The organism is Bacteroidales bacterium, from assembly GCA_014860585.1.
GTDB lineage: Bacteria > Bacteroidota > Bacteroidia > Bacteroidales > 4484-276 > RZYY01.
Genome location: JACZJL010000053.1, coordinates 20703 through 45619, shown reverse-complemented (window position 1 = coordinate 45619; position 24917 = coordinate 20703). Strand labels below are relative to the sequence as shown.

Genomic DNA, 24917 nt, shown 5'->3' with positions numbered 1-24917 from the left:
CTATAAAGCATTTAAACGAATGAAAATCCCAAACGATCAGCTCAATCAAATCATTGCATTAAGGAAAGATCTTCACAAAAATCCCGAACTTTCGGGCGTTGAAATTGAAACTGCAAAGAAAATAAAAGCTTTCCTAAAATTATGCTCTGCTGATGAAATTATTGAGGATGTTGGTGGGCATGGTCTAATCGCTATTTATGAAAGTCGAATTCCCGGAAAATCTATCCTGCTTCGCGCTGATATGGATGCACTTCCAATCCCGGAAATAAATGACTTTGAACATCATTCGGTAAATGCATTTGTCAGTCACAAATGCGGCCACGACGGGCACCTTGTTATCCTTGCCGGAGTAGCTCAACAACTTAGATCCAATCCTCCAGAGAAAGGTCGTGTAATCCTGCTTTTTCAGCCTGCCGAAGAAACCGGTGAAGGCGCTGTAACAGTGATAAATGACTCAAAATTTAAAGATTTACAGATTGACTTTGTATTCGCATTGCATAATTTGCCGGGGTTCAGGAAAAACTCCATCATCATCCGAAAACAACATTTTGCTGCAGCTTCGAAAGGAATGATCATCAAACTTTCCGGTAAAACATCACATGCAGCGAATCCAGAACAGGGAATCAGTCCGGCACTTGCAATCTCTGAGATCATCAGCAAATTTTCAGGTTTATCGAATGCCAGGGAAGGTTTTGACGCTTTCAAACTGATCACAATAATTCATGCCAGGCTCGGCGAGAGGGCTTTTGGTACTTCTCCCGGTTATGCAGAGGTAATGGCTACCTTACGCAGCTATAGTAATGATGATATGGAGTTGTTGACAAACAAAGCCATCAACATAGTCGAACAAATTGCCGACAAATACGGACTTCACGAAAAAATCGAATGGACAGAGCAGTTTCCGGCTTCGGTAAATGACGATGAATGCGTTGATTTGGTCAGAACAGTAGCTGTTGAAAATAAATTCCCAGTCAGGGAGATGGCAGAGCCATTTCGGTGGTCAGAAGATTTTGGGCAATTTTTATCAAGACATCCCGGGGCTCTGTTCGGTGTTGGCGCCGGTAAGAATCATCCTTCATTACACAATCCGGATTATGATTTCCCGGATGAGATCATCAAAACCGGAATCGCCATGTTTTATGGAATTATCAAAAAGGTCGGGGAAATGGAATAATACAAGATATGGTTACGCTTTCCCGAAAATTTTTCTGAGCAATGATTTTTTCGATGCTTCATCATCATCGGAGTAGTAACCATACCCATAACCGTAACCATACCCATAGCCGTAACCATAGCCGTAACCATAACCATAGCCGTAACCATAGCCGTAACCGTACCCGTAGGATCCTTTACCCAGTTTGACGTCATTGATACAGATATAGATGTTGGGCAGCTTGCGTTGCTCAATATCCTTGATGATGGATTCAAATACTTTCTTGTTGGTGTAGTTCTGCCGAACCATAAAGAGATTAGCATCGGTGTATTTCATCAGGAGGAAAGCATCGGTGACAAGGCCTACGGGAGGTGTGTCAATGATGATATAATCATACATTTCCTGCAACTTCGCCATCAGCTCATCAGTTTTTTCTGACGAGATCAACTCTGCCGGATTGGGTGGCACCGGTCCAGCCATGATGATATCGAGATTCTTAACGGGTGAAACCTGGATAATATCTTCCAGTTTACTTTTGTTGATCAGGTAAGAGCTGATTCCCTCTGTATTTGTTAAACCGAAATCCTGATAAATTTTCGGTTTGCGAAGGTCAAAACCCATTAACAGGGTTTTCTTGTCGTACATGGCAAAAATAGAAGCCAGGTTGATCGAAACAAATGTTTTTCCGGCGCCAACCATATCAGAAGTAACCAGGATTGTTTGTTTGTTTTTGCCTTTGGTGAGGTACTGGAGATTTGTCCTGATCGACCTGAAGGATTCGGAGATGGATGATTTTGGTGATTCCGGCACAACCAGCTGAGTTTCTTTATTGTTATGGATAAGGTGCCCAATAATAGGAATGTTCGTAATTTTCTCCACATCCTGCCTCTCAATAATCTTGTCGTTCATGTAATCTTTCCCCAGGATGTAAACTACCGGAATAACCAGGCCAAGCACTAAGGCAATCAGGTAATTGAGACTCTTTTTCGGGTAAACCTGTTCGCCGGTTCGTGCAATGTCAATCACTTCGTTATCAGGCAATGTTGATGCTTTGGCAATCTGTGCTTCAGATCGTTTTTGCAGAAGGAAGGTATAAATTGCATCGTTCAATTTAAATTTACGTTCTATTCCGAAAAGTTGTCGTTGAGTGAGTGGCAGACGGCTTATTTCCGATTCAAGACGTTCAATGCGTTCATCAATGTCTTTTATTGAAATAGTTGATGTGTTCACAATATTATGAATGTTCTCCAGGATGGTTTTCTTTGTCGTTTCAATTTGTTGTTCAACTGCAGCAACGGCTGGATTTTTCTCAGACGATCTCCAAAGTAAATCGGCACGGTCGGCATAGAGTTTGGCAAGACCACTGATCAACTGGGTAAGTAAAGGGTCTTCAATACCCATAGCCGAAGGGATTACAATATCATCAATGCTTTCTTTCTGTTGAATGAGATAATCCTGCAGATTTTTGTAATATTTTGCCTTGACAATCAACTGAGCTTTTTGCTCTTCAAGTTGTTTCATGGCGGTAAACACCTGGTTGGCTTTGAAATCAAGATTCATCACCTCGTTTGAAATCCTGAAATCCTGCAGTTTTGTTTCTACATAATTAAGTGAGTCAGTGATGTCAACCAACTCGGAGTCAATAAAACGGATGGTATTAACAGCGATCTGATTTTTCTTTTCAATACCCCTGTAAAGGTACTGCTGGGTTAATTCATTCATGTAATCCTGCATCTTTTGCGAGTTGCCTCCTTCGATCGAAATTTCGACAATAGATGCCTCACGGTTGATTGGCTCCACCTTGATTCCCCTGAATTGGGCAATCAGGCTCTGGTAATCGTTGAATGTAAAGATGAGGTTTTTGTTCAAAAATTCTGATGTAAAGTTTTCAGTCAGAAAAATTCTGAACTTTCCGAATTCGCCTTCTATCAATTCGCCAAATTCATAATCCTTTGTGAAGTTTAATCCTGTCACCTTCCCAACATCCTGCCGATCTGAAAAACTGTACAGAATGGCTTCCTCTATTTGGATTCCCAGCTTAAACCGGGTGTTGGATAGCATAAAAAGGTTGATTTTCACATTTTTTATTTGAGGGAAAGAAGTGTCCATTTCCACTTTGAAGGGCGATTTATCGTAGAGTTCGGTTGTAATAAAATTATCTTCAAGAAGGTAGGAAATTTCAAAATTCAGGTTATTGATTGTCCTTTCAGCAAGGGTGTATGATCTGATAAGCCCCATTTCGTTTTGCAGGTTCTGCAAATTATTGATTCCAATTCCCAACAAGTCTTTACTCGAACGGTCGTCTTTAATCAGCACGGTGGTTTTCACTTCATAAACCGGTTTGGTGTATTTGTTGAACAAAAAGGCAATCACAAGTGCTACAAAAACGGTGAGTGCAAAGAAATACCAGTACCTGAAGAATTTCAAAAAAAGTGCTTTGAGGTCGATCGATTCCTCTTGTTTTATAGTTGGAATGTTGTAATTCGTATCCACAGTTACAGGCTGTTAGTTGGTTTTAAAAAAGTTAATTAACAAAAGCGTAGTGGTGATTGTGGTGAAGATCAGCGCATAAGGGAAATTGCTGAAAGCAAAATTCTTTCCTTTAACAGGCGGGATGTAGATAATATCTTTGGGCATTAAAGTGTAATACTCTGATTCAAGTATACTAACGTCATTAAGGTTTAAATGGATTACTTTAGTGCCTGTTTTGGTCTCCCTGATCATATATACATCATCTCGTTTTGCAAATGTGGTCATATCTCCGGCGTAAGCAATAGCATCGAAAATATTTAGCTTGTTCTGATAAACACTATACTCTCCCGGCCGGTTGATCTCTCCAAGAATGGTAACTTTAAAATTGGCAAGCCTTACAATAACCGTTGTCCCTTTGAGGTAATCGTCTACAATGGCTTGTATTGTATCTTTGGCTTGTTCAATCGATAAACCCTTAAGATAAATTTTCCCAACAAAAGGAAAGTCAACGTGACCGGAATCACTTACAGGGTAGCTGTTCAGATAAATTCCAATATCATTATAATAATTGGACGACTGATTGGCTTCATTCAGGAATAAGTTATCAGTTGTGGAAATGGCACTGTTAACCTTGATGTAAAGGTTGTCTCCCGGCTGAATCCTGTAGTCAGCAAGTTTTTTATTTTCAAAATGCGTTCTGAGTGAATCTCCTTTAGCCACCTCCTGCTGAAGGTACTTAATCCGCTTCATGGGAACACAGGAGGAAAAAAAGATGGCAAGAAGTGCCATAAAAAAGACTGACCGTAAGAAAAAGTTGTGATAAATTTTCATTTACAAACTGTTTGGATTTAAAACCAGACTTGACTGACAGAATTGACCGGCAAAAATAGATAAATATTCAATTCATTGTTCAATTTGTCAAAAATCCCCCTTTTGCATCAATTTTGATCAGTCAGATTTACAAAAAAATTATAAATGGAATACAAAGACTACTATAAAATTCTTGGAGTTGATAAGAAAGCAACAAAAGCCGAAATCAAAAAGCAATACCGCAAGATGGCTCAGATGTATCATCCCGATCGAAATCCTGATAATAAATCTGCTGAAGAGAAATTCAAAGACATTTCGGAAGCATATGAAGTACTTGGTGATGATCAGAAGCGGGAAAAATATGACCAGCTGGGGGCAAACTGGAACCAGTTTCAACATGGCGGGACAGGTTTCGATTTTTCACAATGGGCGCAAAAGAGCGGTGGTTCTTACCGCAGTTCATTTGGTGATGTGTTTGGTGAATCTGATTTTAGCGATTTTTTTAACAGCTTCTTTGGGGGAGGTTCCGGTCAGACAGGTTTTGGAGGCCGTCGCAGTTTCCACCAGCGAACAAGGCAGTTTAAAGGGGAGGATTACACAGCACAGCTGAACATTTCTCTTAGTGACGCTTATCATGGCACTTCAACAATTCTGAATGTGGATGGAAACAAAATAAAAGTAAACCTCAGACCGGGAGTGAAAAACGGACAAACCTTAAGAGTCAGGGGGAAAGGCGCTGTATCGCATACCGGTGGCGACTCTGGTGATTTGCTGCTCAAAATTAATGTTGTGAATAATACTGTTTTTGAGCTGAAAGAAATTGATCTCTACCTGGATGTGAAGGTTGATTTGTACACAGCGATACTTGGTGGTAAAACAACGATCAATACCATGAATAAGCCGATGAATGTTGAAATTCCAAAGGAAACACCAAATGGAAAAATTCTGCGGTTGAAAGGGATGGGTATGCCGGTTTATGGTAAATCCAACGAATTTGGCGACCTTTACGCGAGAATCCAGGTGGTTTTACCGCAGAATTTGAACGATCAGGAGATCAATCTTTTTAAACAGCTTAGCATGATTCGTAAAAAAGAAGGCTAATTTTTCAAAATTACGCAAATCCATTATCCGATAATATTTGTGATAGGTAGCCGTTAAGATGTTTTCTAAAACGAAACCTATCGAGAATTCTATCACTTCTTAACTTATGCCACATAGCTTACTTCGTCCTGCCCACCTGTTATTACTTGTATTTCTTCTTGCCGCTAAACTGGTTTTTGCTCAGTCAGCTGTCATCAGGGGTTTTATTTACGAAAAAGAATCCGGCGAACCGATCATTTTTACGAATGCCTACCTTTTAGGTACCAACTATGGTTCAACCACTGACGTAAACGGCTATTTTGCGATCACTCAAATCCCACCCGGAGATTACACGCTGCTGGTTACTTATCTTGGATACGATACCCTCAAGATGGAAGTTTCGCTGAAGCCAAATGATTTGTTACAAAAAAACCTATTCCTGGTTAAATCATCGGTTTTGCTTGACGCAGTAAATGTTTCCGCTGAGCGGCAGGCTGTGCGCACTGAAACAAGAACATCGGTTGTAAAAGTAACACCCCTTGACATAAAGCAAATTCCAACAGTTGGTGGTCAGCCAGATCTGGCGCAATACCTGCAGGTGTTACCTGGTGTAATTTTTACCGGCGACCAGGGGGGGCAATTATACATACGTGGGGGCTCGCCCATACAAAATAAAGTCCTGCTTGACGGAATGGTTATTTACAATCCGTTTCATTCCATAGGCCTGTTCTCGGTTTTCGACACCGAAATCATCCGAATTGCCGATGTTTACACGGGTGGCTTCAATGCAGAGCATGGCGGACGTATCTCATCCGTAATGGATATCACCACGCGCGACGGTAACAAAAAGCGGTATTCGGGAATTGTTGGGATGTCTACCTTTGGCGCACGTGCAATGATTGAAGGACCCATCAAAAAGCAGTCGGAAAATGGCGGTGGCAGTTCGTCTTTTATTCTTTCGGCAAAAAACTCCTACCTTGAACAAAGTTCCAAGATTTTTTATGAGTATGTGAATGAGGACGGACTACCGTTCAATTTTCTCGATCTATATGGAAAAATTTCCCTAAACGCCCAAAACGGCAGTAAACTAAACCTTTTCGGATTTAACTTTGCTGATCAGGTTAACTATAAGGAAATCTCGGAATATTCCTGGAATGCTGCTGGTGGCGGCGCCAATTTCGTGGTGATCCCGGGTTCAACTCCCGTTTTGATGGAAGGGATTTTTGCTTATTCCTCCTACGATATGCAACTTGATGAATTGGGTAAAGATCCCCGTACCAGTGCAATTAACGGGTTCAATGCCGGATTTGATTTTACCTATTTCATGGGCAAGAACGAGGCAAAATATGGTATTGAAATGAATGGTTTTAAAACGGAGTTCGAGTATTTCAACGACTTAGGACAACGCATTCAGCAAGAGCAGAATACAACTGAGCTGGCCGGATATTTCAAATACAAACTGACAACCGGCAAATTTCTGATTGAACCAGGACTTCGTCTACAATGGTATGCTTCCCTTTCCGATATCTCAATAGAACCGCGATTTGCACTGAAGTATAATTACTCAAACAACACCCGCTTTAAACTGGCGGCTGGATTATATTCACAAAACCTCATAAGCGCCCGCTCCGACAGGGATGTTGTGAACCTCTTTTATGGTTTTCTTTCAGGCCCCGATCAAAGTCTGACCGATTTTGACGGTAACGAAACCGAACATAAATTGCAAAAATCACAACATGTCATTATTGGTATAGAACAGGATTTGTCGCGGGAACTCACCATAAACCTTGAAGGTTATTACAAAGGATTTCCTCAACTTACCAACCTGAACCGCTACAAAATTTACGACGAAGCCACTGCGCCAGCAGGAACTCCGGATATCGAGAAAAAGGATTTTATTGTAGAAAAGGGCGACGCTATGGGTATTGATCTTTCGGTGAAATACAGCAAGAACCGGTTTTATTTCTGGACAGCTTACTCTTATGCCTTTGTCAACAGGTATGATGGAATTCAATGGTATTATCCCCATTTCGACCGCAGGCACAATCTCAACCTGCTTTCATCTTATTCGATGGGTCCGCTCAAGGAATGGGAGTTTAGTGTACGTTGGAACTTTGGTACAGGATTTCCTTTCACGCAGTCACAGGGTTACTATGAAAAAATCTTATTTCCAGATGGTATAAATTCTGATTACCTCTCCGAGAACGGGATTCTCGGTATCGAATATGGCCCGCTGAACCAGGGCAGGCTTCCCACCTATCACCGTTTTGACGTAAACCTGAAGCGAACTTTTCACTTTTCAGAAACCACCACATTTCAGGCTGACCTGAGCGTGACCAATGTTTACGACCGCCCCAATGTTTTTTATGTGAATCGCGTGACAGGAGACGTTGTGCGCCAGCTTCCTATCATGCCAAGTTTAGGACTGACTTTGGCTTTTTAGTGTTAAAAAAGCAATGATTAGCCGCCACAGTTGCATCCGCAACCGCAACTACGGGAATTACTGCTTTCCATCGGCAGACCAAAACTTTTCCACATGTTTATCCCCCCGTCAAGATTTAATGCATTGGGAAATCCCTGGTAGTTAAGAAGGTTTGCAATTTTTGCACTTCGGATTCCTGCCCTGCATACAACAATCAATGTTTTGTCATGAGGTAGTTTATCCAAACTTAAAATAACTTCAGCAAGGGGAATATACAATGTCTTAGCATCTGCAATGCGCTCAAAGCTAACCTCCTCCGCTTCTCTTACGTCAAGAATTACTGCAGTTCCATTTTTTAGCAATTCGAATGATTCTTCAGGGGTGATGTGTTTTACCCCATTAATATGGAAATCCTGAAGCTTGGGAACAATGGTCGTTGTCATTTTTCAAAATGAAATTGATAAAATAAATTCAGTAAAATATTGTGGCAAAATTAGTCGAATTTCGATTGGAGGAACATATGAATTCTGTGAGTTCCTGCTTTTCGGCGCTGTGCTGGGATTACAATTTCCAACAAACTATTTATAAAGGGTAAAAATTGAGCCTGATTTACAATAGGATTAGAATATTGAAATACTTTTGCTGTTAATTATTTAACACATTTTTCAAAATTATTGATAAGTACTTAACTTACTATATAACTGCACATTATGCATAAAATTGATAGTCATCCCATTCTTGAGGTACCGAAGGTAGAGAAGGTTGTTTTTTCATACAACGGTCAGCAAGTTGAAGGTGAAAAAGGATTTTCCATTGCTGCAGCTTTGCATCAGGCGGGTTTCCCGGTTCATAGTCATAGCCTTCGCAACCGCAACCGTTCACTCGAATGTGGTATTGGCAAGTGCGGCGCCTGCGAAATGTTGGTTGATGGGAGAATAAAGCGGATTTGTATTACAAAGGTGGATGGTGTCCACGAAGTAAGCGAAATACCGAAAGATTACACCCCTGTTATTGAGCACGTCAATGAATTGGAACCGGTAAAAGTTTTTAAAACGAGGGTAACTATTGTCGGCGCCGGACCAGCAGGGCTAGCCTGCCGCGAAATGCTTAACAAGCATGATATCAGTAACATTGTGATAGATAACAATGACAAGATTGGCGGGCAGTTCCTCATGCAGACACACCAATTTTTCTTTTTTGAAAAGGAAAAAAAATTCGGGGGTATGCGCGGTTTTGACATTGCACAAACCCTTGCCGGTGATGATCACAGCGGGATATTTCTTAACTCGACCGTATGGGATATTCTTGAGGGAAAACGCCTGGCGGTGAAAAACATACTCACCGAAGAGGTTTATTATATCGAAAGTGATTTCCTGGTAGTGGCCTCCGGCGCAGTTCCTTTTCTTCCAGCTTTCGAAAACGATGATTTACCTGGTGTTTTCACCGCCGCTGTTGTCCAGAAAATGATGAACAGTGAGTTTACGCTTCTTGGTAAGAATGTTCTAACCGTCGGTGCTGGCAATATCGGCTACCTGACTTCTTACCAGTTGATGCAGGCTGGAGCGAACGTGAAGGCGATCATCGAAGCGCAGTCGCGCGAAGGTGGTTTTCCGGTGCAGGCCAACCGCATCAGGAGGCTGGGAATACCTGTGATGACTTCAAAAATTTTGCTTAAAGCCATCCCAAATGAGGACAATACAGGGATCATCGGCGCTGTAGTTGCCGACTGCGAAAATTTCAAACCCGTTCAGGGTACTGAGAAAATGATCGATGGAATTGATGCCATTAACATTTGTACCGGCCTTGTGCCTGACGATCAATTACTGATTAAAGGAAAAGAAATTTTTGGCCGAAATGTTTATGGCGCCGGCGATACAATAAGAATTGGCGAAGGAACCAGCGCCGTTTTGCGGGGCAAGCAGGTAGCTTACGAAATCCTCGACGACATGGGGGAACGCTTCAATTATGATGATTACTTAGCTGTTTCGAAAGAGTACATCGATTCCCAACAGCATCCGGTACGGGTTATCGAAAAACCCTTTGAGCCTGAACCGGAAAGGATGACTGCCAAACCTTTTGTTATTATTGACTGCCTGTACGGTTTTGCATGCAACCCATGTGAGTTTGCCTGCCCGCACGATGCCATTCATAAAACATCAACCAGCACGGTACCAAAAATCAATTTCGACAAGTGCATCGGTTGTATGCAGTGTGTTTATCAGTGCCCTGGCCTGGCTATCTTTGGCTATAATGTGAACAAGGACTGGCTGTTTTTACCCATCGAATATGAGGTAGACGAACAAACCGGAGTTTTTCTGGTTGACAATAACGGAAAGATTTTAGGAGAAGGGATCATAGAAAAGATTTTGCGTAAACCAAATAAAACCAATATTGCCCGCGTAAAATCAATGGACATACACAAAGAAGCATTGATGTCAGTTCGCGGATTTGTGGTAAAGGCCTCTTACCCTGATCCGTTAGAATTAAAGGAAAATATGAATGATGTCTCCACCGAACAATACATCTGCCATTGCGATGATGTGAAGCTGAATGAGATACTTGATGTCATCGGTGACCGGAAATTTATCTCGGTAGATGAGGTAAAACATACAACACGTCTTGGTATGGGCGCCTGTCGTGGAAAACGTTGCATCAAACGATTAAAGCAAACACTTGCAGGAACGGGAATTTCCATCGTTGGCGAACCTACACCCCGCGGCCCGCTATCAAACCAGGTTTCACTCGGTGACCTTTATCCAAAAAAAGTAAAAGAACAAATCATCACGCATGGCAATGGAAACAAACCGAAAAAAATAAAAGTAAACACGCTGGTTGCCGGCGGGGGCATCGGGGGCAGCGCCTTATTCCGTTACCTGGCTGAAGCAGGTATGAAGCCAGTACTGGCCAACTATGGCCGTGGCGCTTCATGGCGCAATATCGCCGGTGGCCGCCCAAATTTCAGTCTGCCTGAACTGTCGGATATAGCCGTGAAAAACCTCGAAATATTCAAGGAACTACAGGAAATTGGCAACATCGATTTTCGTCCGATCGATTACGTAACTTTTGCTCACAACGAACAGCTTCTGAAAGCTCTTGAAGCGTCGATGGCCTGGTCGGATGCCTACATGATTGAGCCAAAAGACTTCCGGAAAGAAGTCTCTCCTCATTTTAATCCAAACCTGAAAACCTACCTGGCTGCACTGATCACTAAAAATTGCTGGCAGGCAACACCAGGCAAAGTGGTTGACCTGATCCGCCAGATCGGGATCAAACATGGTGGGGAGATACAAGAAGACTGCGAAATGATAGACATACACAAAACGGGAAATACTTACACCGTACTTGTTAAAACACACGACCGCGAATACATCGAGTATGAAACCGATTGTTTTATCAACGCGATGGGACCCCAGGGGGATCGATTTGCTAAAAAGCTCGGTATAGAAACCGGTATTTACCCTGTTAAACACCAGGCATTTATCACCCGTCGCCTCCCTATGATGGGAAAAAATGGCATTCCACTACCCATGATGATTGACCGTCGGCAATACAAAGGTTTCACTGCTGTTTATGGTCAGCAATTGGGCGAAACAGGACAGATTATCGGATGTGCGTCACCGCATATCGAACCCTATGAAACTGACAAAAATCTTAAAATCAACTCGAAAGATTTCCTTGAAATTGTATCGGAAATTTTTGTGGATTGGATTCCGGAACTGTCATCGGTCGGCTTCCAGGCAGTCTGGGCAGGCTACTATGTTGAGCCGCGCATGATCGTTGATCCTAACGCAGGATTATTCATCGGTCTGCGCGGCCAGGGCTTCATGCTCGGACAGTACCTTGCACAACTTTATGTGGATAAACTCACAGGAAAAGTGGTACCGGCATATTTCGACCGCCTTACATTAAAAGGCGACGGGCTGCTTGAAAAAGCGTTTAAGTAATCTTTGAGACAACCTCCTGATCGTTTTGAGTGAGATACGGTTTATCCATCAGAAAGCAAACTTTTGTAATTTTGTGACTTATTAATTCATAAAAAAGAATTTGAAATGATTTCCTTTACCCGACTTTCCCTCACTAACAAACTTTGGTTGGCCGCAGTGGTTATTGCTGTTGGTTCCTTCATTGTTTCCAAACTTTTAAACAACGAAAATGACTACCGGGAAATTTATGAACGGCAGCTCAGCGAAAGAATGTCGAAAATTCCTGACTACGTTGCCAGAGACATAAAAAATCTGCCAAAGCCTGCACAACCCGATAAAGCTGCAATCCAGGACTTTTTCATGACTTTTGATCCAAAATCAGGAATTGTTCCAAAAGAACGGTTGATGCGAGTGTATCAGGAACTTGAAAAAAATCCCAAAGCCAGGCTGACAAATCCGTTGCAATGGAATGGAACTTCAGCCAATATGGGAGGTCGCACCAGGGCTATCATGTGGGACCCGAATGATCCTGCCGGCAGGAAAGTCTGGGCGGGAGGCGTGACCGGCGGCCTCTGGTACCGCACCGATATTACCAACGATATGGTGGAATGGGAACCCGTCAACGATTTCTGGAGTTCCCTTAACATCAGTTGCATTACTTATGACCCAAACAATCCAACAACATTTTACGTAGGAACGGGTGAGGCAGAAACCGCACTGATTATTTATCGGGAATCATCCGGCATTGGTGACGGGATCTGGCGTTCGACCGACGGAGGACAAACCTGGTCGCTGATGGAATCAACTCTCGACTTTGAATATGTTACAGATATTGTTGTCAGAAATGAAGAGGGGCAAAGTGTTATCTATGCTGGTGTGGTTTCGGGCGTTTACAAGGGGAGCGTTCACTACAGCTATCCTTCCGATGGCCTTTTCCGCTCGGAAGATAACGGCCTGACGTGGGAACAGGTACTTCCAGACATCCCGGGATACGGAGCTCCATATGCCGTATCTGATATTGAACTGGGTACCGATGGAAGGATTTATGTAGGAACCATGCAAAACGTGGATATTGAAGGAGGTGCGGTTATTCTTTACTCTGACGATGGTTTTAGCGGAACATGGACAGTAATTGATCAATATGCTGAATACATTAAAAACCATGCACAATACAATATTCCGGCCCGCGTGATGGTTGCGGCTGCACCATCGGATGCCAATGTGGTTTATGCCCAGATTGCTGCCGGATACAATAACTATTTCAATTATTACCGCGGTCGCTATATCCTGAAATCGACGAACAAAGGTGAAACATGGTCTACACTTCCCCTGCCTGCTTCCGACTGGTCAACATTAGCATGGCATGCATTCGTTTTAAAGGTTGATCCTAATAATGCCAACCGCATTTTCACCGGTGGGCTCGATATGTGGAAATCAGTGAACAGCGGTACCTCATGGACAAAGATTTCCGATTGGTCACTGATGTATTCAGGTGGTGGGGATCAATACCTCCATGCCGACCAGCATGATATTCAGTTCAAACCGGGAAGTTCGACAACCTTTATAACCTGCAATGACGGAGGTGTTTTTTATACCGAAACAGCCACAGCCGGATATCCTGCTTTTTTGGAAAAAAACCAGGGCTACAACACCCTGCAGTTATACACTGGAGCCATAACCCCCCAGACAGGTTCGACCAATTACGTTGGCGGATTGCAGGACAACGGCACCCTGCTCTACACCGGTCAGCCCCTTACCATCAACAATATGATCAGTGGTGGCGATGGCGCTGCCTGTTTCTTCGACGATGCAGACCCGTTGATGCTGACTTCCATCTATTATAACAGGTATTATGTTTTTATGAATTTTAATTATCTTACCAGTCTCGATTACGAAAGTGGTGTTTTTATTAACCCTGCCGATTTTGATGTTAAAACCAATACATTGTTTGCCAATGCAGTCAGTTTTTCTGGGGAAAATCCCAACTCCCTGCTTCGGATCAGCGGAATTCCCTATAACACAAATGGTGATTTTATTGGTTTAACCACGAATACCAATGTTTATTATTCACACATCAAAGCCTCTCCTCATGCCCCTGCCGGAACTTCAAACCTTTATATCGGAACGCAGGCCGGAAGGGTTTACAAGTCAACGAATGCTCATGCAAATCCTCAAACCGTTGAAATTACCGGAAACGAATTCCCAACCGCTTATGTTTCATGTATTGCGGTGGGATCAACTGAGGACATTTTACTGGTCACATTTTCCAATTATGGTGTTGAGGCTTTATGGCAAACCATAGATGGTGGACAAACATGGCAAAACGTTTCCGGGGATATGCCCGACATTCCCGTCCGCTGGGCAATATATCATCCTGAAAATGACAACCAGGTGATGCTTGCCACCGAACTTGGAATCTGGACCACCAACTGGGTCAATGCTCCAAATGTGTCCTGGGTTCAGGATGCCCAGGGAATGGCCAATGTGAGGGTGGATATGCTAACACTCAGAGATTCCGACAACACTGTTTTGGCTGCAACCCATGGGCGTGGGTTTTATACGGCTGAATTCCTGCTCGATCCGGGCGTGGCTGTTCAGGAACAATCGAACCCAACATTGAGTATTTATCCTAATCCATCAAACGGTCTGATCCATGTTGATCTCACTTTTATTGAGCAAAAAGAAATCAACCTCAGGATTTCTGATATTTCAGGGAAACTGATTTTTGAGAAAAAATCAATGGCAGGCGAAATTGAAGTTATTGATCTTGCCTGGCTACAAAAGGGAACCTACCTGGTGTCTGTTCACGAAGGCCAGCATTCATTTACAGAAAAGATTGTGCTCAAATAATTCATCAATATCGCTTTGAAAAACCGGTTTTCAAAAAATAATCAAAGGCAAGCCTGGCTTTAATTTGCCCGATGATCCCGGATAAGTCTTATGATTTGGGAGCTTGAGAGGCATCCTGGTTTTGTTTGGTAAGATAGACCCGCTTAATCCAGTTGGGCAAAACGATTGCTCCAATAATAATGTAAGGATAGTAACTGAGAAGCCTCCACAATAAAGCAACAGCCGCAGTTAAACCGACCGGGATAAAATCGCCAAGGAAATCAGAAAACAAAAACTCAGCAACGCCACTGCTTCCGGGTGTCGGGCTAATGAGCATAATAACCCACATCACCAGTTGTCGGGCATAAATCAGAAAATGCTGACCAACCGGTGTGATGGAAAGTATAAGGAAATTGACCACCCAAAAACGCGCAGTCCATGAAAAAAAAGTAGCCATAAACGCCCTGATCCAGAAAATTATCGGTTTACCGCGCATTTCAGCAGATGTGGTGATAATGTCATCTCCTGCCTGTCCTGCCTGAGTGCGCCACTTGCGCAAAAAGGGGATCTTGAATAAGCGCAGCAAAATCCATTTGAATCCCCTGGGTTTGATGAAAACCCCATATGAAATAATAAAGGTCAATACCAAAATAAAAAGATATCCTAGGATAAAAATTCCCTGCATCCCAATTTTTGTATTCACAAAAAGATAGCTCGTATCACTCTTGAATAGAAGGCTTGTTCCAGCAATTAGTATTACCAGGGGAACCATGACAATATAAAATAACTCATCAAGCAGTGCAGTGATCATGACAATGGCAGTAGCTCTTCCCGGTCGGATTCCTTCTTTTGAAACTATGTACAGTGCTGCTGCCGATCCACCAACAACACTTGGTGTTACTGAGGAAGCGAATTCCCAAAGCATAATTACATCGAACGAATGCCGCCAGGAGAGTTGCTTGTCTGTTAGCAATCGGATACGATACATGTAAGCTACATCACGCGTAACAACCATCAGCAGGGCTATAAAAATCCAAAGTGCCGTGTAGGTTGTCCATTGGATTTTATAAAATGGCTCAGGATCGAAATCCTTAAATACCAGATAAGCTACCACACCCAAACCGAGTATTACAGGGATGATCACCCTTTTAAATTTAAAGATACTCAGGATTCTAATGTGCTTATCGGTCATGGAAAATTGATCATTAATGGTGCTGCAAAAATGGATAAAGTTTTTAAACCTGACCATTTAACACGAAAAAAGAAAAGGTGTTCTATTGGTTTTAAGTTTAAAATCATACAATCTACAAATACCCGCATCAAAATTATCCGACAAAGTGTCGGCTTTCATTGGTCTTTCCGACAAATTGACTTGATTTTTTTTTAAATCAAGGATTTTTTGGTGGTGGTATAAAAATTGAAAATCCGCTCGGAAAATTTAATCAACTACATAACTTAACCAGAAAGGAGTAATATTATGACAATGATGAGATGGAATCCTGAATCCCCGCTATCTGACCTGTTTGATAACCTGTTCAGAGACAGCGCAAATGAGAAGATGGAGAGAAGGTCTTACGATTGCACACCATCGACCAATATTTTGGAGAAAAATGAGAGTTTTGAGCTACACCTTGCTTTGCCTGGAGTAAAGAAAGAGGACATTCAGATCGATCTTGAAAAAAACATCCTGAATATCCAATCGAAAAAGAAAGCAAACGAGCAACCTGAAAATGGGATTAAGTACAACAGAAGGGAATTTGTTTACGGAACTTTTTGCCGCACGTTCACTTTGCCCGACACCATTGATAAAGAGAAAATTAAGGCTGATATGACTGATGGAATCCTAAAGGTGGTTTTACCTAAAAAACAAGAGGCAAAAGTTACCAAAGAAATAAAGATTTCGTAAAATCCGTTTGGATGAATTCTTAGAAACCGGCCTTCCTGAGATGGAACGCCGGTTTTTTTATTCCAGCCTGGAACAAAACCGCTCTTTATTACAGTCTGTCTTCAAAATTCAACTATGAGGAAATTTTTCCTTTACTTTTGTGTTTGAAATACCAAAACTGTATTCTTGAAAAAATATCGTCCTCATCTGTTACTCATCGCGCTGATGCTGCTGGTTTTCAGTAGTTGCAGAGTCACCAAACAGCTTAAGGAGGGCGATTATATGCTGGTGCGGAACGAGATAAAACTCGATAAAACAAAGTCCGGTCTTCGTAAACTAAATTTTGAAGAAGAAGACCTCCCGGCACTGATTCAACAAAAACCAAACAAGCGATTTGTTGGGATTTTCCGGTTAGGTGAGATGTTTTATTCTGATACCACATTAGGTAAGGACACAAAATTTAAACGGTGGATCAACAAAAATTTCGGAAAAGAGCCAGCTCTTTTAGACCTTTATTCGATCGACCGCTCGGTGTATCAATTACGTCTCTACCTTAACAATTATGGTTTCTTCAACTCAGTCATTGATACAGCCGTGACTATTAAGCGAAAAAAAGCGACAGTAACTTACTCCATCAGTCTTGCAAGGCCTTACATTATTAATGATATAGAGCATTTCATACAGGATACGGCGATAGATCGCATTTTTTCACAGCAACTTGATAAGTCCTTAATTAAAAAAAACCAGATTTATAACGCATCGCTAATGGATGATGAGAGATTTCGCATCACAAGCCTTTTAAGAAATCACGGTTATTACTTCTTCTCCCCTGAATTCGTTTTTTATGAGGTCGATAGTGCTTTTGGAAATCATACATTAAAAATTTATACCAGCATCCAGCAAGCACAATCAGTGAGCGAAACTGATGACTCAAAGGTTGTTGAAACCAATCATCGGAAATATTATCTAAACAAGATTTCGATCAACACCGAATTTAATCCCATCAAAAGCGATACCTCTAAAATGCGCTTTTTTCTTGATACAATTTCTGAAAACGGTATCAGCAGGTATCTGTTTTATTACAGCGACCAACTCAGGATACGCCCCTCATTAATCCGTAATTCAATATTCCTTGAACCACTGAAACTCTATTCCGAGAAACAGGAAGAGAATACATACCGTCAGTTGTCCAGCCTTGCACTTTACGGTTATACTTCCCTTCAGTTCAGGGAGATCAATAACCCGGATAAGATACCTGATAATGATCATTATTACCTAAATGCATTAATCAACCTAACCCGACGACCTGTGCAATCATTTTCTGTTGAAACTGAAGGCACAACATCAGGCGGTAAACTTGGAATGGCCGGCAATTTTGTTTACCAGAATCTCAATATTTTCAGAGGAGGTGAAGTGCTTACCCTTAAACTGACCGGAGGTGTTGAATGGCAGCAAGGTGGAACTTCTCGTGATGATGTACTGCTGTTTTTCAACACCATTCAAACCGGAGCTGAGGCCAGTTTAGATTTTCCCAAGTTTGTTCTGCCCGTTTCTCTCGAAAAGATGCCAAATGTAATCAGACCCAGAACGACGGTTACACTGGGTATAAATTATCAAAACAGACCTGACTACAAAAACTATGTCACCAATATTTCCTATGGTTACAACTGGAGGATCGGACGTTTTAAAAGCCACAATCTGACCCTTGTGGATTTAAATTCTGTGTCCATTTTCCCCGACTCCAGTTTTGTGCGGCGTCTTGAAGAATTGAATGACCCGCGATTGACCAATCAATACACCGATCATTTTATTATGTCGGCTAAATACATCTACATTTTCAATAACCAGGAGCGGGGAAAAGTTCAAAATTTTAAATATTTGCGCTGGAGCATAGAAACAGCAGGTAACTTTCTGCAAATGATTAACAGGCTAAGTGGTTCTGATACCAATGAATCAGGTGAATCAGTGATCTGGAATATCCCTTTTGCCCAGTTTGTGCGTACTGATGCAGACTTCAGATACTACTTTGCCTTAGGAGAAGATAACACTCTGGTTTACCGCACTATGGCCGGAATAGGTATTGCTTACAACAATTCAGAAGTGTTGCCATTTGAAAAAGGGTTTTACATGGGTGGGGCGAACGATATGAGAGGATGGAAATACCGCTCACTCGGACCGGGTTCTTTCGTGGATACCACAGGTGTTTATTTTGAAAAAATGGGCGACCTGGCCATTGAAACCAACCTCGAATACCGCTTTCCGGTTTACAGTTATTTTAAAGGCGCATTGTTTGCCGATGTAGGCAATATCTGGCTGCTGAATAACAGCGAAAGTTACCCCGGAGGTAAATTTGAAATGAATGAATTCCTCAGTGAGTTGGCGGTTAATGCAGGAATAGGATTTCGTCTTGATTTCTCTTTTTTCATATTCAGGGTTGATGCCGCTGCACCGTTGAAAGACCCTTCCTATCCCAAAGGTGAGAGATGGCGTGCAAATAACCTGAAAATGAGGGACGTCATCTGGAGCTTTGGAATCGGATATCCCTTCTGATCTTTAATACACTTTGCTCCCTTGTGTATGCATAAAATTCCGAAAATTATCTTCTGAAATTTGACGCATTCCAAATCTCTTCTAAAGTTTATCTTTGCCAAAAATTAATTATTATGCTGCTCACTTATATCCATTGGAGTGTAAACCCGGAAATTTTCCCGGGGTTGCTTCCTGTCAGGTGGTACGGACTGCTCTTTGCCTCAGCGTTCTTTTTTGGTTACATTGTCCTGATACGGATTTTTAAACACGAAAAACTACCGGTCACTTTATTGGATCAACTGGCTATGTATGTTTTTATCGCCACCATCGTTGGGGCAAGATTCGGTCATGTTCTATTTTACGAGCCTTCCTATTTCCTTCGTGATCCTGTTTCCATATTCAAGGTTTGGGAAGGAGGACTCGCCTCACACGGCGCAGCAATTGGAATTTTGATAGCCATTTGGCTTTTTTCGCGAAAAAATAAAAAACCATATTTCTGGGTACTCGATCGCCTGGTAATTGTAGTTGCCCTTGCTGGTTTCTTTATCCGGATGGGCAACCTGATGAACTCTGAAATTTATGGTGAAGTAACAACAATGCCCTGGGGATTCATTTTCACCTCCGAAGACAATTTGCCAAGACATCCGACCCAAATCTATGAAGGGTTAAGCTACCTGGCCATTTTTGGATATCTGTTGTGGTATTATTGGAAAACAGACGGAAAACCCAGATTAGGATTCATTTTCGGAATGTTTCTTATCTTGCTTTTTACAGTAAGGTTTTTAATCGAATTTGTAAAAGAACCTCAGGTAGCTTTTGAGACCAACATGATCCTGAATATGGGACAATGGCTTAGCATTCCTTTCATCATTGCCGGATTGGTCATCATATTCAGTAAACCGGGTAGTGGAAATTTTCCCAAGAAAAAAATCACTGCCTGATCAGAAAAATTCTATTTTTGCAACCTGATTTTTGAAATCCTGGGGCGTTAGCTCAGTTGGCTAGAGCGTTAGACTGGCAGTCTAAAGGTCATGGGTTCGATTCCCATACGCTCCACATCAAAAAACAAAAAGGCTTGTAACCATAGTAGTTGCAAGCCTTTTTCATTCAACCAAAGCAGGGAGTATTTTTCGTTTACATTTTATACCAATTGTAATTATAAAATGGTTTGGACCATTTTATAATTTTATCCCGAATATTCGGGAGTAAATGCCGATGCTACTTGAAAATAGTACAATGAGACGAAGTCGAAATTGGACTATATTGAAAGTGCAATCGGTATTACCCTTTCACTCCCCAGGTTACCCCATCTTTTGTGTCTTTCACTTCGATGCTTAATTCGTTGAGGTGATCGCGGATTTTATCGGCTGTTGGCCAGTCTTTCTTCAATTTGGCTTCTTTGCGGATGTCGAGAATGGTCTGCATCAGCCCTTCGATAAGTTCTTCATTGGCTGATGAATGCTGTTCATCAGATTTTAACCCAAGAATCTCGAACAAAAAAACATGGAAGGTCATTCTTAGCAGTTCCATGTCTTGTAAAGTGATGGTATCCTTACCGTCATTGATCGAATTGATCATACGCACGGCATCAAAAAGATGAGCTATGGTGATCGGGCTGTTAAAGTCGTCATTCATTGCCTCGTAACACTTCGTCCGCCATGAATCTATTTCGACTGTGGATTTGTCGGTGGGTTTGAGTTTTTCCAACGTTTCGGAGGCGGCCAAAAGTCGCTTTAATCCCTTTTTAGCAGCTTTTAAGGCATCATTTGAGAAATCGAGTGTACTGCGGTAGTGTGCCTGCAAAATAAAGAACCTGATGGTCATTGGGTCATAAGCCTGTTCGAGGAGTTCATGCTCACCATTGAAAAATTGATTCAGGGTGATGAAGTTATTGAGCGACTTGCCCATTTTCTGTCCGTCAATAGTTATCATGTTGTTGTGCATCCAATAGTGAACGTGATCATGACCATTAGCAGCAACAGCCTGGGCAATTTCTGACTCATGATGCGGGAAAATCAGGTCCATTCCTCCGCCATGAATATCGAACCTTTCTCCCAAATATTTGCAGCCCATAGCAGTGCATTCAAGATGCCAACCCGGGAATCCGTCGCTCCAGGGCGAAGGCCAGCGCATGATGTGCTCAGGGGAAGCTTTTTTCCAGATGGCAAAATCCACCTGGCTCTGCTTTTCTTCCTGGCCAGCCAGTTCACGGGTGTTTTCGAGTGTCTCTTCTATTGATCTTCCGGACAATTTCCCGTAATTGTTTTTGGTATTGTATTTCACCACATCAAAATATACTGAGCCATTCTTTTCGTAGGCAAAACCCGAATCGAGGATTTTTTTCACCATTTCAATTTGTTCAATAATATGACCGGAAGCATGTGGCTCAATGCTGGGGGGCTGTACATTGAGCTGCTCCATGTTTTTGTGGTATCTCAAGGTGAAATACTGTACGATCTCCATGGGCTCAAGTTGCTCGATGCGGGCTTTTTTTGCAACTTTATCTTCACCCTGATCGGCATCATTTTCAAGATGGCCAACATCGGTAATATTGCGCACATACCTGACCTTATAACCAAGGTGAAGCAGGTAGCGAAAAACCAGGTCGAAGGTGACCGCAGGCCTTGCATGACCCAGGTGCGCATCACCATACACAGTAGGCCCGCAAACATATAATCCGACATGTGGAGGGTTCAAAGGCTCGAGAACCTCTTTCCTGCGGCTTAATGTATTGTAAAGTAAAATTTTATGTTCCATTTTTAATCTCTCTTTTCGCGACAAAAGTATGGATTTTTGGTATAATCCGGCACTCAATCACTTTCAAACACTTAATTGAATTTTGGGAGAAAACCATAACTGGATAATGCTTTAACCCCATTATTACATTTTTATTTGTAATATTGCATCTGATTACTTATTATGCTTATCCTAAAACTCAGGAAAATGAAAAGTCCTTTTTTTCTATTTGTTTTAGCCATGACGTCTGCCGGGCTCTTGTTTATTGGCTCCTGCAAACATGAACCTGAGGCCGGGCCAATCCTACCGCCAGAAGTTTGTGACACAGCCAATGTAACCTATCCCGGGAGTGTGTATCCTGTTTTAGATCAGAATTGCATCAGTTGTCACAGTGGTGCAAGCCCTTCTGGAGGAATGGATTTCACGGATTTTAATACAGTTGCAATCATTGCCGAAAACGGCACTTTACTGGGAGCTATCAGGCATGAGGCAGGGTTTTCACCCATGCCGCCCACAGGGGTCAAATTATCGGAATGCGATATTGCCAAATTTGAAATCTGGATTCGGGATACAACTTTTATTTTCCCTCCGGGAGGTATTCCCTGCGATCCGGATACGGTCTATTTTCAAAATACCATTCTCCCGTTATTGCAGTCCTCCTGCGCCATTTCCGGTTGTCATGATGAAGCTTCAGCATCGGATGGTGTTATCCTGACCGATTATGCCAGAATCATGAGCACAGCAAATGTCAGACCTTTCAATGCAGATGGCAGCGATTTGTACGAAGTGATGGTTGAAGATGATCCTGATAAAAGAATGCCACCACCACCAAGAAATCCATTAACAACAGAGCAAACCAATGCTGTTTACAAATGGATCATGCAGGGTGCGCTGAACAATTATTGTGATGATATTGAATGTGATTCGGTCAATGTTACTTTTTCGGCTACAATATGGCCGATCATACAAAACCGTTGCTATGGATGCCACAGTGGCGGCTCGCCATCGGGCGGAATCAGCCTTACCAACCACACAGACCTTGTTGCAGTTGCAAACAACGGGTCGTTAATGGGCGCTATCCGGCACGAACAAGGCTACTCGCCGATGCCAAAAAACGGAGCTAAGCTTTCGGACTGCAATATTTCTCAAATTCAAAAATGGATAAACGATGGAACGCCAAATAATTAAATTTAAGTCACTTTTACCAATAACAATCATCATGATTGTGGTGATTATCATCACCAATTCATGTTATTATGACAGCGAAGAATACCTTTATCCAAACCCTACCAGCTGCGACACGACGAGCGTTACCTACTCATTAACTGTTGCGCCGATTTTGGCAAACAATTGCAATGCCTGTCATAATTCAAGCGCACCAACCGCAGGTATTATCACAGACTCTTATGATGGATTGCAGCCTATCATAGCCAATGGAAGTTTCAGAGGGGCAATCAATCATGTATCGCCGTGGTCACCAATGCCTAAAGGTGGTAACAAACTAAATTCGTGTGACCTTGCAAAAATTGATGCATGGCTCAATGCCGGGGCGCCAAATAACTAATCCATCAAAACTCATTAATCGATATGAAGATGAAAACAGTAAAATATTTCACCCTGATGTTGTCATTCGTTTTTATTTGCCTGGCAACAAGTAAACTAAATGCCCAGACCGACCTGATGGACCTGTTTGGTGATGAACCTGAAACCGTGGAATTCGAGACGGCAACGTTCAAAACAACGCGCCTTGTATTGGGGCACTCAATCGAAAATCCTGCTCCCGGGGTGCTGATGTTCCTGATCCAGCACCACTTTGGAAAGATAAATTCCGGGGCTTACGAATTCTGGGGCTTAGATCAGGCCAACATTCGACTTGGTTTCGAGTACGGGATCAATGACCGGCTCGCTGTTGGTATTGGCCGAAGTTCTTATAAAAAAACTTTCGATGGCTTTATTAAAGGGAAGATTCTCAGGCAAAGCACCGGTGCGAAAGTAATGCCCATTGCAGTCACCTATTTCGGCAGCATTTCATTGAACTCCCTGAAGTGGGCTGAACCTGACCGGGAAAACTATTTCTCATCAAGGTTGGCTTTTACGCATCAACTGCTTATTGCCCGCAAATTTAGTCCTGGTCTTTCATTTCAAATTACACCAACACTTGTGCATAAAAATTTAGTACTTACCGAAGAGGATAAAAACGACATCTTTGCCACAGGGTTTGGCGGACGTGTAAAATTGTCCAGCCGTGCATCACTGAATGCAGAGTACTGGTATGTTTTCCCCGACCAGATTATCTCAACACCCACTGATAATTCCTTTTCCATTGGTTTTGATCTTGAAACCGGCGGCCATGTATTCCAGCTGTTTTGCACCAATTCCGATCCAATTTTTGAGAGTGGTTTCATCACCGAAACTGCTGGTAAATGGAACAAAGGCGACGTTTATTTCGGATTTAACATTTCAAGAGTATTTACAATCGTAAAACCAAAGGCTTTCAAAATGTAGATGATAGGTAACAAGTTAAAAAATCATAATCCAACAACTTATTACCTTAATACCTGTTTATTTCCCACCTTTTCTGATCATTTACTGAATGACCATGTTTTATATTCATTCACTAAAAATCAAAATACAACGCCCATGAAAACATGGATTAAAGTAATCGGAACACTTGTAATTGTAGGACTCATCGCACTTTTCGTTGTTTATAAATTTTTTTACAACAAACCTCACCCTGACTTTGAGAATCAAAAGGCTGACTTTAGTGTTGTTGCAAGCGATCTTTTTCAATCTTACAAAGATGACAATATCACTGCAGTTGAAAGATTTAACGGGAAGTTATTGGAAGTTACCGGAGTGCTTACCAAGATCGATACCCCCGACGATCTAACGGTGGCCGTTTTTGAGTTTGACGAAGGGATGTTTGGCCCCGAAGGAGTTCGGATTACTATGTTACCGGAGTACGCTCAGCCGCTGATTAACCTTGGAATCGGTAAAGAAATCACTATAAAAGGCTTTTGCACAGGCTATAACGAAACCGACGTGATTCTTGAAAAAGGATCTATAGTAAATTAGTTC

At 42.1% G+C, this 24917-nt stretch carries 17 protein-coding genes and 1 tRNA gene; 13 read left to right on the top strand and 5 right to left on the bottom strand.

The genetic code is table 11. The features are described from left to right. Positions 1 to 19: 19 nt before the first annotated feature. On the top strand, positions 20 to 1174 hold the full coding sequence (locus tag IH598_06215; protein MBE0638091.1) for an amidohydrolase: 1155 nt from the start codon (positions 20 to 22) through the stop codon (positions 1172 to 1174). Positions 1175 to 1186: 12 nt separating this feature from the next. Here IH598_06215 and IH598_06210 read toward each other — a convergent pair whose 3' ends face one another. Further along, complete coding sequence (locus tag IH598_06210; GenBank protein MBE0638090.1) at positions 1187 to 3646, bottom strand: polysaccharide biosynthesis tyrosine autokinase; 2460 nt, start codon at positions 3644 to 3646, stop codon at positions 1187 to 1189. 12 nt (positions 3647 to 3658) lie between these two features. Further along, a complete protein-coding gene (locus tag IH598_06205) occupies positions 3659 to 4456 on the bottom strand; it encodes a polysaccharide biosynthesis/export family protein (GenBank protein MBE0638089.1) in 798 nt (265 codons plus the stop codon). A gap of 144 nt (positions 4457 to 4600) precedes the next feature. On the opposite strand from IH598_06205, the gene IH598_06200 reads away from it, so the two are divergent. Beyond that, the gene (locus IH598_06200; protein MBE0638088.1) at positions 4601 to 5536 is read left to right on the top strand and encodes a J domain-containing protein; all 936 of its coding nucleotides are present in this window, start codon (positions 4601 to 4603) and stop codon (positions 5534 to 5536) included. Positions 5537 to 5642: 106 nt separating this feature from the next. Beyond that, a complete protein-coding gene (locus tag IH598_06195; protein ID MBE0638087.1) occupies positions 5643 to 7958 on the top strand; it encodes a carboxypeptidase-like regulatory domain-containing protein in 2316 nt (771 codons plus the stop codon). A 17-nt stretch (positions 7959 to 7975) separates the two neighbouring features. On the opposite strand, the gene IH598_06190 is transcribed toward IH598_06195, so the two are convergent. Then, positions 7976 to 8380, bottom strand: coding sequence for a rhodanese-like domain-containing protein (locus IH598_06190; GenBank protein MBE0638086.1), 405 nt, complete (start codon positions 8378 to 8380; stop codon positions 7976 to 7978). Positions 8381 to 8647: 267 nt separating this feature from the next. Between IH598_06190 and IH598_06185 the strand changes: the two genes are divergently transcribed. Then, on the top strand, positions 8648 to 11881 hold the full coding sequence (locus IH598_06185) for an FAD-dependent oxidoreductase (protein ID MBE0638085.1): 3234 nt from the start codon (positions 8648 to 8650) through the stop codon (positions 11879 to 11881). 105 nt (positions 11882 to 11986) lie between these two features. Continuing rightward, complete coding sequence (locus IH598_06180) at positions 11987 to 14710, top strand: T9SS type A sorting domain-containing protein (GenBank protein ID MBE0638084.1); 2724 nt, start codon at positions 11987 to 11989, stop codon at positions 14708 to 14710. 88 nt (positions 14711 to 14798) lie between these two features. Here IH598_06180 and IH598_06175 read toward each other — a convergent pair whose 3' ends face one another. Continuing rightward, on the bottom strand, positions 14799 to 15833 hold the full coding sequence (locus IH598_06175) for a flippase-like domain-containing protein (protein MBE0638083.1): 1035 nt from the start codon (positions 15831 to 15833) through the stop codon (positions 14799 to 14801). A 339-nt stretch (positions 15834 to 16172) separates the two neighbouring features. On the opposite strand from IH598_06175, the gene IH598_06170 reads away from it, so the two are divergent. From IH598_06170 to IH598_06155, 4 genes are all read left to right on the top strand, one after another. Continuing rightward, positions 16173 to 16595: an Hsp20/alpha crystallin family protein gene (locus IH598_06170; GenBank protein MBE0638082.1), complete on the top strand. Its 423-nt coding sequence runs from the start codon at positions 16173 to 16175 to the stop codon at positions 16593 to 16595. Positions 16596 to 16760: 165 nt separating this feature from the next. Continuing rightward, positions 16761 to 19124 (top strand): BamA/TamA family outer membrane protein, encoded by a 2364-nt coding sequence (locus IH598_06165; GenBank protein MBE0638081.1) that lies wholly within the window; start codon positions 16761 to 16763, stop codon positions 19122 to 19124. 110 nt (positions 19125 to 19234) lie between these two features. Further along, positions 19235 to 20044, top strand: coding sequence for a prolipoprotein diacylglyceryl transferase (gene lgt, locus IH598_06160; protein ID MBE0638080.1), 810 nt, complete (start codon positions 19235 to 19237; stop codon positions 20042 to 20044). Positions 20045 to 20085: 41 nt separating this feature from the next. Beyond that, positions 20086 to 20159: transfer RNA gene (locus IH598_06155), tRNA-Ala, on the top strand. A gap of 225 nt (positions 20160 to 20384) precedes the next feature. On the opposite strand, the gene IH598_06150 is transcribed toward IH598_06155, so the two are convergent. Beyond that, positions 20385 to 21860: a cysteine--tRNA ligase gene (locus tag IH598_06150; GenBank protein ID MBE0638079.1), complete on the bottom strand. Its 1476-nt coding sequence runs from the start codon at positions 21858 to 21860 to the stop codon at positions 20385 to 20387. A gap of 186 nt (positions 21861 to 22046) precedes the next feature. On the opposite strand from IH598_06150, the gene IH598_06145 reads away from it, so the two are divergent. The 4 genes from IH598_06145 to IH598_06130 all read left to right on the top strand — a co-directional run bounded on the left by IH598_06145 (position 22047) and on the right by IH598_06130 (position 24914). Further along, a complete protein-coding gene (locus IH598_06145) occupies positions 22047 to 23027 on the top strand; it encodes a hypothetical protein (GenBank protein MBE0638078.1) in 981 nt (326 codons plus the stop codon). Continuing rightward, on the top strand, positions 23008 to 23403 hold the full coding sequence (locus IH598_06140) for a hypothetical protein (GenBank protein ID MBE0638077.1): 396 nt from the start codon (positions 23008 to 23010) through the stop codon (positions 23401 to 23403). Before IH598_06145 ends, IH598_06140 begins: the two co-directional genes overlap by 20 nt. A gap of 56 nt (positions 23404 to 23459) precedes the next feature. Further along, complete coding sequence (locus IH598_06135) at positions 23460 to 24344, top strand: hypothetical protein (GenBank protein ID MBE0638076.1); 885 nt, start codon at positions 23460 to 23462, stop codon at positions 24342 to 24344. Between the two features lie 135 nt (positions 24345 to 24479). Then, positions 24480 to 24914 carry a hypothetical protein gene (locus tag IH598_06130; protein MBE0638075.1) on the top strand — a complete coding sequence of 145 codons (435 nt, stop codon included), beginning with the start codon at positions 24480 to 24482 and terminating at the stop codon, positions 24912 to 24914. Positions 24915 to 24917: the final 3 nt, after the last annotated feature.

Coding starts and splice junctions, on each gene's coding strand:
- IH598_06200 (MBE0638088.1), top strand. CDS start 4,601: ATGGAATACAAAGACTACTATAAAATTCTTGGAGTTGATAAGAAAGCA.
- IH598_06135 (MBE0638076.1), top strand. CDS start 23,460: ATGTTGTCATTCGTTTTTATTTGCCTGGCAACAAGTAAACTAAATGCC.
- IH598_06130 (MBE0638075.1), top strand. CDS start 24,480: ATGAAAACATGGATTAAAGTAATCGGAACACTTGTAATTGTAGGACTC.
- IH598_06145 (MBE0638078.1), top strand. CDS start 22,047: ATGAAAAGTCCTTTTTTTCTATTTGTTTTAGCCATGACGTCTGCCGGG.
- IH598_06185 (MBE0638085.1), top strand. CDS start 8,648: ATGCATAAAATTGATAGTCATCCCATTCTTGAGGTACCGAAGGTAGAG.
- IH598_06140 (MBE0638077.1), top strand. CDS start 23,008: ATGGAACGCCAAATAATTAAATTTAAGTCACTTTTACCAATAACAATC.
- IH598_06195 (MBE0638087.1), top strand. CDS start 5,643: ATGCCACATAGCTTACTTCGTCCTGCCCACCTGTTATTACTTGTATTT.
- IH598_06180 (MBE0638084.1), top strand. CDS start 11,987: ATGATTTCCTTTACCCGACTTTCCCTCACTAACAAACTTTGGTTGGCC.
- IH598_06215 (MBE0638091.1), top strand. CDS start 20: ATGAAAATCCCAAACGATCAGCTCAATCAAATCATTGCATTAAGGAAA.
- IH598_06190 (MBE0638086.1), bottom strand. CDS start 8,380: ATGACAACGACCATTGTTCCCAAGCTTCAGGATTTCCATATTAATGGG.
- IH598_06170 (MBE0638082.1), top strand. CDS start 16,173: ATGATGAGATGGAATCCTGAATCCCCGCTATCTGACCTGTTTGATAAC.
- IH598_06205 (MBE0638089.1), bottom strand. CDS start 4,456: ATGAAAATTTATCACAACTTTTTCTTACGGTCAGTCTTTTTTATGGCA.
- IH598_06150 (MBE0638079.1), bottom strand. CDS start 21,860: ATGGAACATAAAATTTTACTTTACAATACATTAAGCCGCAGGAAAGAG.